The 17,081-nt window shown below is 75.5% G+C and carries 9 protein-coding genes; 6 read left to right on the top strand and 3 right to left on the bottom strand.

The window, feature by feature from the left end; genetic code table 11:
• The first annotated feature begins 43 nt into the window (after nt 1-43).
• Nucleotides 44-1,786: a serine/threonine-protein kinase gene (locus tag ASC82_RS30545; protein WP_242427595.1), complete on the top strand. Its 1,743-nt coding sequence runs from the start codon at nt 44-46 to the stop codon at nt 1,784-1,786.
• Here the strand turns inward: ASC82_RS30545 and ASC82_RS05605 are convergent.
• The 3 genes from ASC82_RS05605 to ASC82_RS05595 all read right to left on the bottom strand — a co-directional run bounded on the left by ASC82_RS05605 (nt 1,768) and on the right by ASC82_RS05595 (nt 7,185).
• A complete protein-coding gene (locus ASC82_RS05605) occupies nt 1,768-4,839 on the bottom strand; it encodes an AAA family ATPase (protein WP_056642408.1) in 3,072 nt (1,023 codons plus the stop codon). The genes ASC82_RS30545 and ASC82_RS05605 overlap by 19 nt on opposite strands.
• 124 nt (nt 4,840-4,963) lie before the next feature.
• The gene (locus ASC82_RS05600) at nt 4,964-5,806 is read right to left on the bottom strand and encodes a phosphoenolpyruvate hydrolase family protein (protein ID WP_056642405.1); all 843 of its coding nucleotides are present in this window, start codon (nt 5,804-5,806) and stop codon (nt 4,964-4,966) included.
• Nucleotides 5,807-5,934: 128 nt separating this feature from the next.
• Nucleotides 5,935-7,185, bottom strand: coding sequence for a Tm-1-like ATP-binding domain-containing protein (locus ASC82_RS05595; protein ID WP_056642402.1), 1,251 nt, complete (start codon nt 7,183-7,185; stop codon nt 5,935-5,937).
• Between the two features lie 135 nt (nt 7,186-7,320).
• Between ASC82_RS05595 and ASC82_RS05590 the strand changes: the two genes are divergently transcribed.
• The 5 genes from ASC82_RS05590 to ASC82_RS05570 all read left to right on the top strand — a co-directional run.
• The gene (locus ASC82_RS05590) at nt 7,321-8,796 is read left to right on the top strand and encodes a PLP-dependent aminotransferase family protein (protein ID WP_199862472.1); all 1,476 of its coding nucleotides are present in this window, start codon (nt 7,321-7,323) and stop codon (nt 8,794-8,796) included.
• 337 nt (nt 8,797-9,133) lie between these two features.
• Complete coding sequence (locus tag ASC82_RS05585) at nt 9,134-10,858, top strand: FAD-dependent monooxygenase (protein ID WP_056642396.1); 1,725 nt, start codon at nt 9,134-9,136, stop codon at nt 10,856-10,858.
• Nucleotides 10,859-10,912: 54 nt separating this feature from the next.
• A complete protein-coding gene (locus ASC82_RS05580) occupies nt 10,913-12,490 on the top strand; it encodes an NAD(P)/FAD-dependent oxidoreductase (RefSeq protein WP_056642392.1) in 1,578 nt (525 codons plus the stop codon).
• Complete coding sequence (locus ASC82_RS05575; protein ID WP_056642388.1) at nt 12,487-15,705, top strand: ferritin-like domain-containing protein; 3,219 nt, start codon at nt 12,487-12,489, stop codon at nt 15,703-15,705. The genes ASC82_RS05580 and ASC82_RS05575 overlap by 4 nt, the downstream gene beginning before the upstream one ends.
• Nucleotides 15,706-15,709: 4 nt before the next feature.
• Nucleotides 15,710-17,081 (top strand): FAD-dependent monooxygenase (locus ASC82_RS05570; protein ID WP_079039116.1); only part of this gene is annotated, 1,372 nt, incomplete at its 3' end.

Raw genomic sequence — 17,081 nt, 5'->3', positions numbered from 1 at the left:
CGACGGCCGCTTCGAGCTGGTGGAGCGACTGGGCGGCGGCGGGATGGGAACGGTCTGGCGCGCCCGCGACCTGGCCCTCCACCGTGACGTGGCCCTCAAGGAGGTGCGCCCGCCGGATCCCGCGATGGCCGAGCACGACGCCGAGGGCGCCCGGACGCTGCGGGCGCGGGTGCTCCGCGAGGCCCGGGCGCTGGCCCGCATCGACCATCCCGGCGTGGTGACGATCCACCACATCGTCGACGCGGGCGAGGGCACGTACCCCTGGCTCGTGATGGAGCTGGTCACCGGCGGTTCGCTCCAGGACCGCCTCGACCGGGGCCCTATGACGCCCACCGAGGCCGCCGTCCTCGGGCGCCGCCTGCTCGACGCCCTGTCGGCCGCCCACGAGCGGGACATCGAGCACCGTGACGTGAAGCCCGCCAACGTCCTGCTGCGTCCGGACGGGCGGCCGGTCCTCACCGACTTCGGCATCGCCGCGATCCGCGAGTCCACGGTCCTCACGGCCTCGGGTTCGATCATCGGCTCGCCCGACTACATGGCGCCGGAGCGGATCCGCGGCCGTTCGAGCGGCCCCGCCGCCGACCTGTGGTCCCTGGGCATGCTGCTGTACGTGGCGGTGGAGGGCCACCACCCGCTCCGCCGGGAGAACACCCTGGCGACGCTGGCCGCCGTGCTCTCCGACGACGTGCCACCGCCCCGGCGGGCAGGCGGGCTCACCGATGTCCTGACCCGGCTGCTGGTACGCGATCCGTCCGCCCGCCCGGACACGGAGGAACTCGACCGCGCCCTGGCTGCCGCCGCGACCGGCTCGGAACCGGCGGACGCCAAGCCGACGGCACAGGACGGGGCCGGGGCCGTCGAGGAGCAGAGCCGCGGCGAGGAGCAGGCTGTCGGTGAGGGGGATGCCGGTGGCGAGACGGCCGGTGACGGAACGGCCGGTGACGGGCCGGCCGGTGACGGATCGGCCGGTGACGGGTCGGTGACCTCGTTCCGGCTCGCGCCTCCCTCGTCTCCGTCAGCGTCGTCGACTCCCCCGTCTCCCCCGCCTCCCTCTCCTGCCTCGTCCGCGCATCCCGAGACAGCGCCTTCCGTACCGGGACGGGCACCCGTACCCGTTCCCGCGCGGCGGGGGCGCGTCGCCCGGTTCCTCGGCAGCGCCGCCGTCGTGGTGCTCGCCGTCGGGATCCCCGTCGGCGCCATGGCCTGGGACTGGCGGCCCGGCGAGGCCGGCGACGGTGCGAGCTCAGCGCCGCCCTCCCAGCAGGGCCCGGCCGCCCAGCGCCCCGACGCCTCGACGGCGCCGGTGAAGACCTCGGCCCCGGCTCCGAAGGAGCTCGATCTGCTCACCCCGGCCGGGATCAAGGCGGCCGTCGCCGCGGTCCACGCCGCCACGGACGGGGCGAAGGTCACCAGTTTCGTCGTGTACCCGGACTACGCGGTGGCCCAGTCCATGGTCAAGGGCAGTACGAAGCGCTACGACCGGTACATCTACCGGGGCGAGGACGTGGCCGTCCGTCAGGGCCCCGGCGGCACCGCCTTCCCCGGCGCGATCCCGACCGACCTGGACGCCTACGACTGGGACGCCCTGCCCGCGCTCCTGAAGCGCGCCGACAAGGAGCTGGGCATCGACCGGCCCACCAGCCGGTACCTCGTCGTCACCCCGGGCTCGACGATGCTCGGGAGCGGCCCGGGCCTGAGCATCTACCTGTCCGACACCTACGGCGCGGCCTACATCAACGCCGACACGAAGGGCCGGGTGACGTCCACTCATCCGCGCGAGGACTGAACTCCGCCCACCCCGGTCCTGACGACCAGGGAGGCGAGGCCCGCCCGGGTCTCCACACCCGTCTTGCGGTAGACCCGGGCGACATGGCTCTCGACGGTGCGGGGGCTCAGGCAGAGCCGGTCGGCCACCGCCTGGTTGGTGAGCCCTTCGGCGACGAGGACCGATATCTCGCGCTCGCGCGGGGTGAGGACGGAGAGGCGTCCGCCGGGGGCGCCGGCGTCCGGTGGGGCCGGTCGCGTCCGGTCGGCCAGATCGACGAGCATGCGGGCGCCGCCGTCGGCCGCCAGGCGGCGGCCCCTGCGCCACAGGGCGGCGGCCCGTGGCCCGTCGCCCGCGGCCTGTACGTGCGGGGCGGCGAGGAGCAGGCTGTGGGCCTCGCGCAGCCCGGCCCCGGAGCGGGCGCTCTCCCGTGCGGCCTCGGTGAAGGCCTCGGCGGCGGCCGCCGCATCGCCGCGGTGGGCCAGCACCCGCCCCCACGCGCGCTGGGCGGCACCGCGCTGCACGGGCAGCCCGAGCCGCTGCGCCTCCGTCAGGGCGCGCCGGGCCACGCGCTCGGCCTCGGCGGGGTCGCCGGCCACGAGGGCCGCCGCGGCGAGGAGTTCGAGATAGCCGGGGCGCAGGGACGGCTGGAGCCGGGACAGGTCCCGGTCGCCGCCCGCGCGCAGGAGCGCCCCCCGGACCCGGTGCGGGTCCTGGCCGACCGGGACGTTGTGGGCGAGCATGCAGCGGGCCTGCGTGGCCCACCAGCTCTGGGCGGTGCCCACGGTGGCCGCGGCCTCCTCCGCGGCGGCCAGTGCCTCGGGGTCGCCGAGCGGCCGGGCGTGGAGGAGGACGGTGGCGCGCATCGCCCGGCTGAAGCCGAGGAGCTCGGCGCCGCCCAGGGGGTGGGCGACGGTGAGGGACTCCTCCGCCAGGTCGAGCGCGGCGCCGACCCTGCCCGTGAGGAAGTGGACGTACGCCGAGCAGAGGAGGAGCTGCGAGAGCGCGAAGGGCCGCCCGGCGCGGCGGACGACCGCGATGCCCCGCGTGGTGTGACGCTCGGCCGTCCCGTACTCCTCCAGGAAGGCCTCGGTCCAGCTCAGGCGCACCAGCGACTCGACGTGGTCGGCCAGTTCGCCGTCCGTGAGGGCGTCGGTGAGGGCCGCGGCCTCCGTCGCGCGGGCGCGGGCCTTGGTGGTCCCGCCCTCGTAGGCCTCGCCGAGGGCCGAGAGCGTCAGGACCTCCGCGGTCTGCGCCTCGTCGTGGCGGAGCCGCGCCTCGCCGAGGGTCCGGTCGACCTCCTCGCGGACCTCGGGGTAGCGGGTGGCGAAGAGGGCGCGGGCGCCCCACTCGACGACGAGCCCGGTCCGCAGGCCCGCCCGGGGGTCGGGGTTGCGCTCCAGCTCGCGGCGGAGCAGGGCGTCCGCTTCGGGGTAGCGGCCCAGGTGGCGCTCCATGAACGCGCACAGGAGGACGGCGGAGGTCCGGATCCCCGCCGTGTCCTGGGGGTGGCCGCCGGGGGTGTCGCACGGGCCGCGGCCGGAGCCCGGGCGGCACGTGTCGATGAGTCGGTGGAGGAGGTCCCGGCTCTCGGCGACGCGGCCGGCCGAGCCGAGTGCCTGGGCTCGGCGGAGCGTCAGTTCGAGCCGGTGGGCGAGGTGCTCGGCCGTGTCGGGGAGGTGGTCGAGGGCCGCCGCGAGCCAGTGGGCGGCGCGCGCGGGGTCGACGGTCCCGGTCCGCTCGGCGGCTTCGACGAGTACGGCCGCGGTCGCGGCATCCGGACCGGTCGCCGCGCCCACGAGGTGCGGGGCCCGCGCGCTCGCGGGTGCGCCGGACCGGGCCAGCGCGGCCTCCGCCCGGCGGTGCAGTTCGCGGCGGCGCCACGGGTCGAGCGCGCCCCGGACCAGTTCCGGGAGGGCCGGATGGCGCAGGCCGAGGGTACGGCCTGCCTCGTCGGTCCGGACGAGGTCGCGGCGGGCCAGCGCGCGCAGGGCGGCGTCGATCGTCTCCTGACCGCCCCGGCCCTGCTCCCTGTCCGCCCCGTACTCCGTGGCTCCCTCGCCTCGACCGGGCGCCGCCACGGCCGCGACCAGTTCGGAGGTGGCCCTCCCGTCGAGCACGGCGATCGCCTCGACGATCGCCCGCTCCACCCCGCAGAGCGGTGTCAGTTCGTCGAGGAGGACGGCCACCGGGCCGGTGCCGGGCGCGCGGCCGTGCGGTGTACGGGTGTGGGCGAGCGCGCGGAAGTAGAGCGGGTTGCCGCCGCTGGCCGCGTACAGCTCGCTCACCGTGTCCGGCGGCGCCCCGGGGGCGAGGGCCTCGGCGCAGTCCTCCGCCGCCAGCGGTCCGAGGTCCAGCCGGGCGAGCGCGCCGGAGTCGGCGGCCCGGGCGAGGGAGGAGGCGAGGGCGGGCGGCGTCTGGCGCTCCCGTCGGGCCACGACGACCAGGACGGGGGCGCGCAGGGGGTGCCGGAGGAGGTGGTCGACGAGGGCGACGGTGGCCGGGTCGGCACGGTGGAGGTCGTCGAGGAGGAGCACGAGCCCGGGCGCGGGCACCCGGCCGAGCGCGGCGCCGATCCGCCGCACGCGCTCGTCCTCCACGTCCCGCACCTCACACACGTCACGCGGGCCCGACGAGTCATGCCCGTCCCGCACCTCACGCCCGTCACGCGGGCCCGACGAGTCATGCCCGTTGCGCCCGTCACGCACGCCCGACGCGTCACGCCCGTCGTGCTCGACGAGCCGGGCGAGTTCGGCCAGGGCCGGCGTGGTGGCGCGCTCCCGGTGGTCGAGGTCGGCGAACGCGTCCAGGACGGCCTGGAAGGGAGTGCCGGCGCGCCCTTCGGCGGTCCCGGCCCTGCCCCGCAGGACGGTCGCCCCGCGGCCCCTGGCCCGTATCCCGAACTCCGTCAGGAGACGGGTCTTGCCGATGCCGGGCTCGCCCGTGACGTCCACGGCCACCGGGCCCGCACCCTCCGTGCGGCAGCCCAGCAGCCCGTCCAGCCGGTCCAGTTCCCGGGCTCGCCCGACGAGGGGCGCGCGGTCGGCGCACCCCTGGTCCGCGATGGTGTCCACGTACAGTCCCCCTCGTGCGGTCGCACGTCGGTCGCGCAGTCGTGCGGTCGTGCTCTTTTCCCCGCTCTCAGTTGTACGCCACGCCACCGACAGGGCCGACGCCCGGAGGCCGCGCCGGGAGCCGTCAGCCGAGGGTGAGAGCCTTGAAGGCGCGGGTCTGCTCGGTCACGGCCCGTTCCGTGGGCAGCCGTTCGATCGACGAGGCCCCGAAGAAGCCGACGACCCCGGTGGTGTGCTCCAGGACGTAACGCGCGTCCTCCGGCTCCGCGATGGGCCCGCCGTGGCAGAGGACCAGGATGTCGGGGTTCACGCGCTTGGCGGCGTCGTGCATCTCCTGGACCGCTGCCGCCGCCTGGTCGAGCGTCAGGGCCGTGCCCGCGCCGATGGCGCCCTTGGTGGTGAGCCCGACGTGGGGCACGAGGACGTCGGCGCCCGCCGCGGCCATGTCGGCGGCCTGCTCCGGATCGAAGACGTACGGGGCGGTCAGCAGGTCCCGCTCGTGGGCGGCCCTGACCATGTCGACCTCCAGGCCGTACCCCATGCCGGTCTCCTCCAGGTTGACGCGGAAGGTGCCGTCGTACAGGCCGACCGTGGGGAAGTTCTGCACGCCCGCGAAGCCCATGGCCTTCAGCTCGTCCAGGAAGAGGTCCATGCGGCGGAACGGGTCGGTGCCGCAGACCCCGGCGAGGACCGGGGTGTCGCGGACCACGGGCAGCACCTCGCGGGCCATGTCCTGGACGATCGCGTTGGCGTCCCCGTACGGCAGGAGGCCCGCGAGGGAGCCGCGGCCCGCCATCCGGTAGCGGCCCGAGTTGTAGATGATCAGCAGGTCGACCCCGCCTGCCTCGGCGCACTTGGCGGAGAGTCCGGTGCCCGCCCCGGCGCCGACGATCGGCCGGCCCGCGGCGACCTGGGCGCGCAGCCGGGTGAGGACGTCCTGACGGCTGACGGTGGATCCGGTGTTCACTGTGGATGTCTCCTCGGAGTGTGGGGTGGCCCGGTCATCAGGTCGCCGGTCATCAGGTCGCCGGTCATCGGGTCGCGGGTCGTCACGTCGATTCATCACGTCGTTCGGCGACCCGGTGGGCAGGTCGTTCAGTAGCCCGGTCCGCGGGTGTTCTCGGCGATCAGCTGGTGGAGGCGGTCGGCCATGGCGACCGCGAAGGAGGCGTCGTTGATGTGCGCGTCGAGTTCGTGGACGCGGACCTCGCCGCCGCGGACGGCCGCGCGCAGGGCGTCCAGACCGGCCCGGTCGGCCTCGGGGTCGTCGAAGGGGCCGTCGGCGGTGTCCACGGCGGAGATGCCGCGCAGCGGCCAGAAGACCTCGGCGGGGCCGCGCGCCGTGCGGAGCTTGCGGCCCATTCCGGTGCCGAGCTCGGCCATCTCGGCGGCGGTGGTGCGCATGAGGGTCACCGTCGCGTTGTGGACGAGCAGTCGGCGCTCGGTGAACCGTTCCGGCACGGTCGCGGCCGGGCCGAAGTTGACCATGTCGAGGGCTCCGGGGGCGACGACCTGCGGGATGCCCATGACCCCGGCGGCGGTGAGCCGCGTGGGGCCCGCGCTGAGCACGCCGCCGACCAGCTCGTCGGCGAGCTCCGTGGTCGTCAGGTCGAGCACGCCGTCGAGCATGCCGTCCCTGGCGAGCTTCTCGACGGCCCGGCCGCCCGCGCCGGTGGCGTGGAAGACGAGGACCTCGTAGCCCAGTTCGGCGAGCCGGGCGCGGGCCGCGTCGACGGCCGGGGTCGTCACGCCGAACATGGTGGCCGCGACGACCGGGCGCCCCCGGCCTGCGGGTTCGTCGTGGTTGCGCTCGTACCGGCGGGCCATGCCGGCGGCGGCCGCCGCGGCGTTGCCGAGGACCTGGCAGGAGACGGCGTTGAGGCCGGAGATGTCGACGACGCTGTACATCATGGTGAGGTCGCTGCTGTCGACGTACGGGGAGACGTCCCCGCCGACCATGGTGCTGACGAGCATCTTGGGCACGCCGATGGGCAGGGCCCGCATCGCCTGGGCGGCGATCGCGGAGCCGCCGCTGCCGGCCGCGGCGAGCACGGCGTGCAGCTTCCCCTTGCGGTAGAGGTCGAGGACGACGCGGGTCAGGCCGTGCGCCATCGCGGAGACGGCGGCGCCCCGGTCGCCCGCCGCCCGCAGCCTGGCCAGGTCGTGACCGGCGGCGCGCGCGACGACGTCGGCGGAGACGTCGGGCACGGGCGCGTGCGCGGGCGGCGGCAGGACACCGGTGTCGACGAGGAGGACGTCGCTGCCGTACTCCCTGAGCCGCTCCCGCAGCCAGGCGTACTCCTCCCCCTTCGTGTCCAGCGTCCCGACCAGCACGACGGTCGCCATGCCCCCACCCTTCTCCCGGTCCCGCGTCCGGTACCGCGGTCCGGTCCCGTTCTCGTCGATCCTCCGTCGCGCCACCTGCGGCGACAACGACCAGTCCGGCCGGATTGGCCTGCGCCGTGGCGCACTATGGGTGCCATGGCCAGGATTGCTTCGACCCGTTTGTCCCGACTCCTCACCGGCTGGTCCTCGGAGGGCGCGGGACCGCTGCCACGCCGACTGGCGGACGCGCTGCGGGAGCTGGCCGAGCGCGGCGACGTACCGGCGGGGACCGTGCTGCCCTCGCAGCGCGAACTGGCGCTGGTCCTGGCCGTCAGCCGGTCCACGGTCACCTCCGCGTACGGCCTCCTGGAGGCCGAGGGGTGGCTGGAGAGCGTGCGCGGCAGCGGCTCGCGGCTGCGGGCCTCGGGGGCGCTCGACCGGTACGTCGCCGAGGGGCGGCTGGTGAGCTTCGACGCCCGTACGGGGACGGGGACGGCGGGCATCGCGGACCTGTCGAGCGGGGCGCTCCCGGGGCTCGGCGCGGTCGGCGAGGCGGTGGGGGCGCTGACCTCCGGCGACCTCGGCGGGCTGCTCGTGGCCGACGGCTACCACCCGTACGGCATCCCGGCGTTGCGGGAGGGCATCGCCGCGTACTACCGGGCGGCCGGCGTGCCGACGGAGGCCGGGCAGATCCTGGTGACCGCGGGGTCGCAGCAGGCGGTGTGGCTCGTGGCGCAGGCTTTGGTGGAGCCGGGCGACACGGTCGTCGTGGAGGACCCCACGTACCGGGGCGCCTTGGAGGCGCTGCGGGCGCGGGGCGCCCGGCTGGTACCGGTCGGCACGGACGGGGACGGCGGAGGGGACGGCTCGGGCGCGGCGGCCGTGCGACGGCTGAGCGCCCATGGCCGGCCCCGGCTGGTGTACCTCCAGCCGACCGTGCACAACCCGACGGGGCGGACGCTGGACGGCGCGGCGCGCCGGGAGTGGCGGCGGGTCCTGGGGGACCTGGAGCTGTTCACGGTCGAGGACACGGCCTGCGCCGAACTCTCCCTCGGGGTGGGGGAGAAGGCCGCGAGCGGAGGGCCGGGAGACGACGGGGGCGCTCCGGAACCGCTGGTCGCCGGGCTGCCCATGGCGTCGACGGTGACCGTGGGCACGCTCTCGAAGCTGTTCTGGGGCGGCCTGCGGGTGGGCTGGGTCCGCTCCTCCCCCCAGGTGGTGGCCCGGCTCGCGAAGATCAAGACCTCGGTCGACCTGTCCTGCTCGGTCATGGACCAGCTGGTGGCCGTCCGCCTGCTCGACCGGCTGCCCGAGGCGCGGGCCCGGCGCAGGGCCGAGCTGCGGGCCCAACGGGACACGGCCGAGGCGCTGCTGCGCTCCGGGGCGCCGCACTGGGAGTGGACCCGGCCGGCGGGCGGCGCCGCCCTCTGGGTGCGCGTCCCGGGTGCCGACACCGAGACCCTCGCCCAACTGGCGCGGCGCCGCGGCGTCTCCGTCGTCCCGGGCTCGGCGTTCTCCCCGGTGGACGGCTTCCGGGACCGGCTCCGACTGCCGTACGCGCACGGGACCGCGGCCCTGGAGGCGGCCCTTCCCACGCTCCTGGAGTGCGCGGAGCGTGCGGCGGCCGGGTGACGCCTGTCCAGAACTGGCCACGCGCCTCTTCCCGGGAGGGCCACCCCCACCTTCCGGTTCCCGTTCGTCGAGGCGTACTTCTGTCAACTCGGGGAGGACGAACCCGCGTCGAAGGGTCCTGATCAGGCCAGGGAGCGGAGGCCCGCCACGGGCGGGCCACGGCTCCGGAGCGGTGCGGGCGGCCGAATTCCACCGCTCGTCACTCAAACGGACCAGATGATGCACAGGTAGTAATACCCCCAGGTCGCAGTGATCCCCGCGCCCCCGTACACGCCCTGTTGAAGGTGATCTTCCGCAAGCACGCTGAACACCGGGAAAGGTGAGCGAGGAGCGGGGGGTGGCCCGGTTGGACACAGGCAGGGACGGAGACGCCGGCGGGGACGGTGCCAAGGGCTCGGCCGGCGACGTGGACGTGTGCGTGGTCGGGGCGGGGCCGGTCGGCCTCACCCTCGCCATCGGCCTGCGCCGGCTCGGGCTCCGCGTCCGGATCGTCGACAAGGCGCCCGCGACCAAGCGCGAGGCCCGGGCCCTGGTGCTGTGGGCGCGGGCCCGGGAGGCGCTCGACTCCCTGGGGGTCGGCGAGACGCTCCGGCGTCACGGGGTGGAGCTGGAGGTGGTGACCATCCACGCCCGCGACCGGGCCCTCGGCGAACTCACCACCGGCTGGGCGCGGTCGGCCCACGCCCGGCCCCTCAACATCGAACAGCACGACATCGAGCGCCTCCTCTCCGAGGAACTGGCCCGGCTCGGCACCCGGGTCGAGTGGAACACGGAGCTGACGGACGTCAAGGTGCACGACGACCGGGCCGAGTTCACCCTGCGGCACGAGGACGGCACGGTGGAGTCCGCGGTCGCTCCGTGGATCGTCGGCTGCGAGGGCACCGCCAGCGTCGTCAGGGACCGGCTGGGCATCCCCTTCGAGGGGCGCCGCCGCACGGGCCTCCAGGTCGTCCAGGGCAACGCCCAACCGACCTGGCAGCTGGGCGAGGAGCCGGGCCGGGGCCACATCTTCCTGGCCCCGCACCGCTCCCTGCTCGTCTTCCCGCTGCCCGGCGGGGGCTTCCGTTTCTTCTGCTTCCGCGACGACCCCGATCCCACCCTCACCACCGCACCCACCATCGGCGAGCTCCGGGACCTGGTCGCGGAGACCGCCGGGATGCCCGGACTGCGCCTGGAGGCCACCGAGCACCTCTGGCTCAACCGCGCCCGCTTCAGCGACCGGGTCGCCGCCCGGCTCCGCTCGGGGCGCGGGCTGCTCGCCGGGGACGCGGCGCACGCCTGGGCGCCGGTCGGCGGCCACGGAATGAACGTCGGCGTCCTCGGCGCCCACAACCTCGCCTGGAAGCTGGCCGCCGTGCACCACGGGCAGGCCGGCGAGGAGCTCCTCGACACGTACAGCGACGAGCAGCGGCTGCTCGCGGTGCGGTACATCCGCGAGATGCGGTTCAACTTCATGGAGCTGCCTCTCCCGCCGCTCGGCTACCGGGTGTTCACGGCGACCGTGCCCGCGGCCCTCGCCCGGCGCGGCATCCAGCGCCGGCTGGACCTGCGGCTGAGCGACCTGAGCCGGAACCACCGGGACGGCGCGCTGTCCCGGCACCGGCCCGGCCGCCACGGTCGCCCCGGCGGTCCGCGCGCGGGAGACCGGATGCCGGACGTCGCCCTCGCCACCGGCTCCGCCGAGTGCGGCACCGGGACCGCCGTCCAGTCCGTCGCGAGCGTCGCGGCAGTCCGGCTGCACACGCTGCTCGGGTACGAGCGGTGGACGCTCGTCCTGCACGCCGAACGGGCCGACGCCGGCGTGCTCGACGCCCTGCGGGAGACCTGCGACGGGTTCCCGGCCCCGGTCCGCGTCCTCCCGGTGACGCCCTGGGACGGCGCCGAGGCCCGGCGGCTCGGTCACCCCGACGACCTGCGGCTCGTCCGGCCCGACGGATACGTCGGCCTGGTCGCTCCGCTGGACCGTCCCGCTCTGCTCCGCTCCTACCTCGTGGCGCTCGCCGCCGAGGCCCGGATGCCCGTCCGGCGGTCCGAGGAGCACCACCCGCACCGCACGCACTGATTCGTTGATTCGCTGATTCGCTGATTCGCTGATTCGAGGGGGAGTCGGACCGTCATGCAGACCTCAACCGTCACGCAGACCGTGACGCAGCCCGCCGCCGTCACGCGGCCCGGTCACGTACAGCAGCTCCTGCCCCGCGCCCGCCGCCGCACCCGCGCCAACAGCACGGTCAGTGTCGTGGGCGCGGGGATGGCGGGTCTGGTCGCCGCGTACGAGCTGGAGCGGCTCGGGTTCCGCGTCGAGGTCATCGAGGGCAGCCGCAGGCTGGGGGGCCGCGTCCACACCCACCGGTTCGGCGCGTCCGAGGGCGCCCCTTTCGTGGAGCTCGGCGCGATGCGCATCCCGACCGCGCACCACCGCACGATGCGGTACGTCGAGCACCTCGGCCTCGCCGACCAGGTCCGCCCGTTCACCACCCTGCTGTCCGAGGAGAACGCCTACCTGGCGACCAGCACCGGCCACGTCCGGCTGCGGGACGCGCCCCGCGCGCTGATCGCCGACGTCCGCGCCTCGCTGCCCGGCGCCGACTACCGCGAGGAGACCGTGGTGTTCGGCGCGTGGCTCGCGGCCGTGGTCGACGCGGTCGCCCCGCCGGGGCTGCGGGCGGGGCTCCGCGCCGACCTCGCCCGCAACCTCCTCGACCTCGTCGAGGACGTCGACTTGTCCCCGCACCTCCTCGGCCACGCCAAGGACCGGATCGACGTGCACGGTCTCTTCGCCGCGCACCCGGGGATCCGGGCCGGCTGCGGGACGCGCCTGAACGGTTTCCTCGACGACATCCTCACTGAGACCAGTCCCGAACTGGTGCGGCTCGCCTGCGGCATGGACCAGCTCGTGCAGCGGCTCGCCGCGCGCGTGCGCGGTCCCATCTGGCTCGGGCAGCGGGTGTCGGGCTTCGAGGTGGCCGCCGACCACGTCCTCGTACGGATCGGGGGCGGGCCGGGCGCGGCCGTGCGGCGCTGCGACTACGTGCTGTGCACCGTGCCGTTCTCCGTCCTGCGGGGGCTCACCCTGACCGGTTTCGACGAGGACAAGCTCGCGGTCGTGCGGGAGGTGGACTACTGCCCGGCGACCAAGGTGGCGGTGCACTGCCGCGAGCCGTTCTGGGAGCGCGAGGGGATCCGGGGCGGCGCCTCCTTCAGCGGGGGCCGCATCCGGCAGACGTACTATCCGCCGGCGGCGGCCGACGGGGCCGGGACCGGCGGGTCCACCGATCCGGCCCAGGGCGCGGCCCTGCTCGCCAGTTACACGATCGGCGAGGACGCCGACCACCTCGGCCGGATGCCTCCCCCGCTGCGGCACCGGACGGTCGTCGAGGAGCTGGGCCGGATGCATCCGCAGCTGCTGCGGCGCGGGATGGTGCGGGGCGTCGCCAGCCTCGCGTGGGGCGAGCATCCGTGGACGGAGGGCGGCTGCACCATCCGGTGGGGCCAGGACGCCGCCGCGTGCGAGGAGCAGCGGCGGCGGGCCGTGCGGCCGCAGCGCCGGATGTTCTTCGCCGGGGAGCACTGCGCGACCGAGCCCGCGTGGATCGAGGGGGCGGTCGAGTCGGCCCTGGAGGCCGTGGACCTCATCGCCCGGCACGCGCCGGGCCGGGGCGTGGCCCCGCGGGCCGGACTGGAGGCGGCATGAGCGTGTTCGACCTGCCCCGTCTGCACTTCGGCGGTACGGCCGTGACGCGGCTGCCCACGGGGCCGAACGGCGGCCTGGTGGACCTCGCGCGCAACACGGCCCTGCGGGGTGCGGGCGGTGGTTCCGAACGTCCGTCGGCCGTGGGCCCGTTCGGGGAGGACGGGCCCGCCGAGGCCTTCCACGAGCACCTGGCGGAGCACGGCGCGCGCGGCGGGCACTTCTCCGGGAACGGCCATCTCGTCCTGGACGCCCGGGTGACCGGGGTGGAGCGGGCGGACGGCGCCGTCGAGACGGCCGATCCGGTCGTCGGGCGGGCCGTGGACCTGTGGGGGCACTACAACCCGTATCTCGGCACGACGGTGAACCGGGCCCGGGTCTTCGACGTCGATCCCGCCTCCGCGTGGACGACGACCCTGATGGGCGGCCGGTTCGCCTTCGGGCGCGAGGGTCGCTCGCACGACGCGGGCTATCTGTGCGTCGGGGACGTGGGCGGTTTCATGCCGCCCCGTTGGCACGGTTTCACGCCGGTGCGCCGCACGCTGCACCAGTTCGCGATCGGTGCCGGTGAGGGGCTCGACTGGCCGGCCGGGGCGGCGGACTCCCCCGCCGTCCGCGCCCTGCGGGCGGCCGTGGAGGAGTGCGAGGGCGGCGGGATCGTCGTCCAGTTCGTACTGGAGCGGCCGGCCGCGCCCCCGGAGGGCGTACGGGAGCCGGTGGACGCGCCCGGGGTGTGGCGGCTGCGGGGCACCGTCGCGCCGTGGCGGCCGGACGAGCCGCGCACGCATCCGGCGGGGCGGTTGCTCGTCCCGCACGGGAGGGAATCCCACGCCGACGGGACGCCGGGGCCGTGCACCGTGAGGGTCTCCCCGGACTCGGTGGCGTTCAACTGGCCCTTCGCGCACCGCCTCGACGCCACCGGTGCGGCGGTACGGGACGGGGGACCCGCCCTGGAGCTGCGGACCGCCCGCTCGGACCTGCCGGTCGCCGTGCTGCCGGCCGGAGCGGCGGAGGGAGGCGCGGTGGTGACCGTGCCGGCCGGGTCGGCGGAGGGGGTCCGGCGTGCCGCGGAGGAAGGGCTGGTGCTGGTGCGCCCGGCGGCGGACGGCGGGGACGGGCGCGCGGTGTTGCTGCGGGAGCGCGAGGCCGTCGTCCTCACCGACGAGGCCTGCCTGATCCTGGAGCATCCGGACCCCGAGCGCGGTGAGGAGCACGCGGTCGAGGTGCCCGTGCGGACCTTCCTGCGGGGTGTTCCGGCCGCGCTCGACGGGGTCGTCGTCCGGCAGTTCGCCAACCCCCGGGCCCTCCCCTTGGATCCGGTGGCCTCGGATGCGGCGGCCCGCTGCGGGGACGTCGAGATCGTCCGGCTGCGGGCCGGCAGGACGGCCGGGGAGAAGCCGCTCGCCGAGGAAGGGCCCGGCGGGGCGGGATCGTCCTGGTGCGGACTGGCCACGGACGCGCACGGGCGCGGCTGGTTCACCGTCTCCGGGGCGCGGGCCGGCACGGCACGGCTGCTGCTCGCGGCGGGTCCCGAGGAGCTGCCGCCCCACGATCCGGCCGCCCCGGGCTCCGCTGAGGCCTGCTACGACCACGACGACGCACTCGGCTTCTGGCCCTGGGCGGGCTCCGCCGCCGTCCGCGTCCTGCCCGACGACTGGCAGCTGGACGCGGTGCTCCAGCAGGACGTCACCTTCGAGCTGCTGCACCGCGAGGTGTTCGCGTACTACGAGCAGCTGTTCCCGTTCATGCGCGACGAGGTGTTCAGCCTGGCGGACCGCTGCAAGGTGGAGACGTACGCGAAGCTCATCTGGCAGATGTGCGATCCGGCGAACAAGGACCGGACGTACTACATGCCGCCGACCCGTGACCTGTCCCTGCCCAAGGCGCGGCTGCTCCTGAAGTACCTGCGCGCGCAGAGCGCGGCGGCGGCCGTACCCCCGGCCGCCGTGCCCTCACCGGTCCGCTCGTATCCGCAGATCACCACACGGGCCCAGCTGCGGTCGGCGCTCTGGCAGGCCGTCACGGTCGAGCTCGCCACCTCGCTCCAGTACCTGTACGCGGGGTACTCGGTGCCGACGCACGGCACCGGTTTCGAGTACGTCCGCAGCGGGGTGTGGACTCCGCGCCAGCTGCGGCTGGCCTGCGGGGACGGCGGGGAGACCCTGGCCAAGGGCGTCAGAGACAGCCTCTTCGACGTGGCCCGGGAGGAGATGATGCACTTCCTGGTCGTCAACAACATCCTGATGGCGATGGGCGAGCCGTTCCACGCCCCGGAGATCGACTTCGGCACCCCGGGCAGGCTGCCGCTGCCGCTGGACTTCGCGCTCGAACCGCTGCACCTGGGCAGCCTCCAGCGGTTCATCGCCATCGAGCGGCCCGAGCGGCTCGCGGGCGGCACCGGGCGCACGGACGGGCCGGGCCCGTTCGGCTCGCCGAGCGAGCTGTACGCGGGCATCCGGGAGGGCCTGATCCGGGTCCCCGACCTCTTCCCGGTCGACCGCGGGCGCGGCGGGGGCGAGCACCACCTCTTCATCGGCGGGGCGGTCAACGCCGTGCATCCGGACTACCAGTTGGAGGTGGACGACCTGTCGAGCGCGCTCTTCGCCGTCGACTTCGTGACGGAGCAGGGCGAGGGCGGCGTCCTCGACACGGAGAAGGCCGGCTCCGAGTCGCACCACGAGACGTTCGTCCGCCTCGCCGAGCTGCTCATGACAGAGCGCGCCGACGGGCCGCACGGGGAGGGGGCGCCGTGGCACCCGGCGTACCCGAGCCTGCGCAATCCGACGCTCGCCCCCGGGCACCCCGGGCGGGCGGCGGTCAGCGATCCGCACGCCCGGCAGGTGATGCGGCTCTTCAACCGCTGCTACTTCATGATGCTCCAGCTGATCGTGCAGCACTTCGGGGAGAGCCCGGACGCGAGCCTGCGCCGCTCGAAGCTGATGAACGCCGCCATCGACGTGATGACGGGGATGATGCGCCCGCTCGCCGAGCAGGTGATGCCGCTGGAGTCGGGGTGGCGGGGGCGGACGGCGGGGCCGTCCTTCGAGCTGGAGGAGCCGCCCGCGTACATCGCGCGCCCCGACGTGGCCCGGCGCGGGTTCGCGATGCGCTTCCGGCATCTCGCGGCCATGGCCCGGGAGTGCGAGGGGGTGCCGGAGCGCGTGCCGGAGCTGATGACCTGGTACGCGGAGCGCTTCGCACACGAGGGGAGGAGCTGAGACCGTGTCGGACAACGGCAGGACCCGTCGGAGGACCGAGGAGACCGAGGTGCTGATCGTGGGCGGCGGGCCCGTGGGGCTCGCGCTCGCCCTCGATCTCACCCACCGGGGCGTGGACTTCGTCCTGGTGGAGGCCGGGGACGGCCGGGTCGCGCACCCGAAGGTCTCCACCGTCGGCCCGCGCGCCATGGAGGCGTTCCGGCGCTGGGGCGTCGCCGACGCGATCCGCGGCGCGGGCTGGCCGGCGGACCACACCCTGGACGTCGCGTGGGTGACGGCCGTCGGCGCCTACGAGCTGCACCGGCTGCGGCTCGGCACGGCCGGTGACCGGCCCCCGCCCGCGTACACGCCGGAGCCCGAGGCGATCTGCCCGCAGCACTGGCTGGCGCCCCTGCTCACCGAGCGCCTGGGAGTCCGGCCGTTGGGACCGGTCCGGCTCGGCACCCGCCTGGTCGAGCTCGACCGGAAGCCGGACCGGGTCGGCGCGGCGCTCGTGGACGGGGAGGGGGTACGGACGACGGTGCACGCCCGGTACGTGGTGGGCTGCGACGGGGCCTCCTCTCCCGTGCGCAAGGCCTGCGGGATCGACGCGCCCGAGCGGCACCGGACCCGCACCCTGCGCAACATCCTCTTCCGGTGCCCCGGGCTCGGCGCCCTGCTCGGGCCGCGCGCGGCGCTGGTCCATTTCGTCACGGAGCCCGGCGGGCTGCGCTATCCGCTGCGGGCGATGGACGGCCGGGAGCTGTACCGGCTGACGTGTCCGGCCGGGCCCGCCGACGCCGAGCGGGTGGTACGGCGGGCGCTTGTGCTCGACGTGCCGGTCGAGGTGCTGTCGGACACCACCTGGCACCTGACCCACCGGGTGGCCTCGCGGTACCGCGACGGCCGGGTCTTCCTCGCCGGGGACGCGGCGCACACGCTGTCGCCCTCGGGCGGGTTCGGTCTCGCGACGGGCGTGGGCGACGCGGCCGACCTGGGATGGAAGCTGGCGGCGGAGCTTGCGGGCTGGGCGGGGGCCGGGCTGCTCGACACGTACGAGAGCGAACGGCGGCCCGTCGCCGTCAACAGCCTGGAGGAGAGCCACCGCAACCTCCGGCGGACCGTCGACCGCCGGCTCTCCGCCGCGCTGCGCGACGACACGGAGGAGGGGGAACGGGCCCGCGCCGCACTGGGCCGGGAGATCGCGGACTCCGATCCGCTCAGGGAATTCGACGCGCCCGACCTGCACTTCGCGTACCGGTACGCCTCTCCGGCGATCACGGACGAGAAGGACGGGGCGGTTCCGGCGGGCGGGTCTGGCGGGTCTGGCGGGTCTGGCGGGTCTGGCGGGTCTGGCGGGTCTGGCGGGTCTGGCGGGTCTGGCGGGTCTGGCGGGT

The organism is Streptomyces sp. Root431 (genome assembly GCF_001426585.1).
Lineage (GTDB): Bacteria > Actinomycetota > Actinomycetes > Streptomycetales > Streptomycetaceae > Streptomyces > Streptomyces stackebrandtii.
The sequence above is the reverse complement of the archived record's forward strand: the minus strand, read 5'-3'. Positions and strand labels throughout refer to the sequence as shown.